This window comes from Rhizobium sp. PEPV16 (assembly GCF_008919455.1).
GTDB classification, from domain to species: Bacteria; Pseudomonadota; Alphaproteobacteria; order Rhizobiales; family Rhizobiaceae; genus Rhizobium; species Rhizobium leguminosarum_Q.
In genome coordinates, this window is record NZ_VSZV01000073.1 from 1 (window position 1) to 2,860 (window position 2,860).

Consider the following 2,860-nt stretch of genomic DNA (forward strand, 5'->3'; position numbering starts at 1 on the left):
TCGATATTGTAGCCGCGGCCGGAAAACAGGCCGATGACCCGGGCAAGAACGCCCGGTTCGTTGTCGACGAGAACCGAAAGCGTGTGGCTTTCGACCGCCGCCGTTTCCGGCGAGATGAAATAGGCGGAGCCCGTGGGCTGTAGGTGTGCGTTCATGTTCTTGGTTCCTTCCCTGATCAGACGAGCGCTCGGCCCTTGGCGTCGATCGCATTGGCGACCGCTTCGTCGGTGGCTTCGTCCGGCAACAGCATTTCGTTATGGGCCTTGCCCGAGGGGATCATCGGGAAGCAATTGGCTAGATTGGCGACGCGGCAATCGAAGATGACAGGCTTTCTGACCTCGATCATCTCCAGAATGGTGTCATCAAGCGCATCCGGCTTTTCGCAGCGCAGGCCGACGGCGCCATAGGCTTCCGCCAGCTTGACGAAATCGGGCATCGCCTCCGTATAGGAATTCGATAGGCGGTTGCCGTGCAGCAGCTGCTGCCACTGGCGCACCATGCCCATATACTGGTTGTTCATGATGAAGATCTTGATTGGCGCATCGTGCTGGATCGCCGCCGACATTTCCTGGATACACATCTGGATCGAAGCGTCGCCGGCAATGTCGATGACGAGGCTGTCGGGATGGGCGATCTGCACGCCGAGCGCGGCAGGCAGGCCGTAGCCCATCGTGCCGAGACCGCCCGAGGTCATCCAGCGGTTTGGCTGCTCGAAACCGAAGAACTGTGCCGCCCACATCTGGTGCTGGCCGACCTCGGTGGTGATGTAGGTATCGCGGTCCTTGGTGTGGGCGAAGAGCCGCTCCAGCGCATATTGCGGCATGATGACGTCATTGCTCTTCGTATAGGCGAAGGAGTTGCGTGCCCGCCAGCGGGCGATATCGCTCCACCAGTCGTCCAGGCGGCCCTTTTCCGGCTTCTTCGGCAGCGCCCGCCACAGGCGGACCATGTCTTCGAGGACATGGCCGACATCGCCGCGGATGCCGATATCGACACGGACGTTCTTGTTGATCGAGGATGGATCGATATCGATATGGATCTTCTTCGAGTTCGGCGAAAAGGCATTGAGACGGCCAGTAATGCGATCGTCGAAGCGGGCGCCGATGCAGACCATGACATCGCAGTCGTGCATCGCCATGTTGGCCTCGTACGAGCCGTGCATGCCGAGCATCTTCAGCCAGTTCTTGCCTGAAGCAGGATAGGCGCCGAGGCCCATCAGCGTCGAGGTGATCGGGAAATCGGTGAGCTCGACCAGCTCGCGCAGCAGCTTGGAAGCCTCGGGGCCGGAATTGATGACGCCGCCGCCGGAATAGATGATCGGACGGCGCGCATTCGCCATCAGTTCGATCGCGGCATGGATCTGGTTGAGGTCGCCCTGGATCTTCGGCTGGTAGCTCTTCTGGATCGCGTAATCGGCGGGCGGCGTGTAGGTGCCGGTCGCAAACTGCACGTCCTTCGGAATATCGACGACGACAGGGCCCGGACGACCGGACTGGGCGATCCGGAAGGCCTCGTGAATGACGGCGGCAAGCTGGTTGACATCCTTGACCAGCCAGTTGTGCTTGGTGCAGGGCCGGGTGATGCCGACCGTATCGCATTCCTGGAAGGCGTCGGAGCCGATCAGTGGGGTCGGAACCTGTCCGGTCAGGCAGACGAGCGGGATCGAATCCATCAGCGCATCCTGCAGCGGCGTGACGGCATTGGTGGCGCCCGGACCGGAGGTCACCAGCATGACGCCGACCTTGCCGGTGGAGCGGGCGTAACCTTCGGCCGCATGGCCTGCCCCCTGCTCGTGGCGGACGAGGATGTGCTTCACATCCTCCTGCTGGAAGATCTCGTCATAGATCGGCAGGACGGCGCCGCCGGGATAGCCGAAAATATGTTCGACGCCGTTGTCCTTCAGCGCCTTGAGAACGATCTCCGCTCCCGTCATCCGATTGCCTGCCGCCTGATTGTCCGTGCTCATCTGTCTGTTCCGTTTGATGCTGGGATTGCGTTTTTGGCCGGAAGCCCGAATTTCGGGCATAAAAAAAGGCCCCTGAGGAGCCTGTCATCTAGCGCATGGGTGGCTATCGCCGGATGGTTACACCATCCTGCCCATGCGCTTTCCCACCACGATAAGAGCCGTTGCGATTTTCATGGTCGGAAGTGATAGACAGAAAATTTCGCAGCGTCAACGCATGCCGCAATAAAAAACTGCCCCACGCCTGCATCCCCGAAAATCGATAGGATGAAGGATTTGTTAAAGGATCGACTTTATTCTTCTACGCTACCGCAGGGAGTAGCACTTTGCTCAACAACGACTTGCGCATGTCTGGCAAGGCAGGCGAGCATGATCGCCGCGATGGCCATACGCCCGGGAATCGCTTTCTCGGCCGCGTCGTTGCATGCAGCGGTTCGCGGGCGACGATTGCCGCCGTCGCCGAACAGGGTGGCACCGATCTGACCGAACTCTGGTCCGTGGGGCGGTTGATTTCGATCAGCGTCGGCCGCAACCGCGTCGTTGCCCTCGTCTATCAGATGAACACCGGCAGCCATGCCTGGGGCGAAGGCGAAGACAATATTTTCAAGATCGAGACCGAGCTGCTCGGCGAAGTCCGTGTCGACGAGGACGGGCGCGAGGAATTCTCGACCGGCATCTCGCGTTATCCCTATCTCGGCGCCATCGCGCACCGCATCCGATCGGCCGACCTGATGCGCATCTACGATGCCGGCGAAGGTACGACCGCCGTCATCGGCAAGCTGACGCAGGACGAAAGCATCGACGCGGCGATCCACATCCCCTCGATGCTCTCCAAGCATTTCGCCGTCGTCGGCTCCACCGGTGTCGGCAAGTCGACGGCCGTGTCGCTGCTCCTGC

General features: G+C 60.7%; 3 protein-coding genes. 1 reads left to right on the forward strand and 2 read right to left on the reverse strand.

The genetic code is table 11. From position 1 onward, the window contains the following. Together FY112_RS00725 and FY112_RS00730 are read right to left on the reverse strand one after the other, a co-directional pair. Positions 1 to 155: ACT domain-containing protein (locus FY112_RS00725; protein WP_151517380.1), on the reverse strand; the 155-nt coding region annotated here is incomplete at its 3' end. 20 nt (positions 156 to 175) lie between these two features. Then, on the reverse strand, positions 176 to 1,966 hold the full coding sequence (locus FY112_RS00730) for an acetolactate synthase 3 large subunit (RefSeq protein ID WP_131620278.1): 1,791 nt from the start codon (positions 1,964 to 1,966) through the stop codon (positions 176 to 178). A gap of 323 nt (positions 1,967 to 2,289) precedes the next feature. Here FY112_RS00730 and FY112_RS00735 point away from each other — a divergent pair. Further along, a partial coding sequence (locus FY112_RS00735) for a DUF87 domain-containing protein (RefSeq protein ID WP_151517381.1) occupies positions 2,290 to 2,860 on the forward strand: 571 nt, incomplete at its 3' end.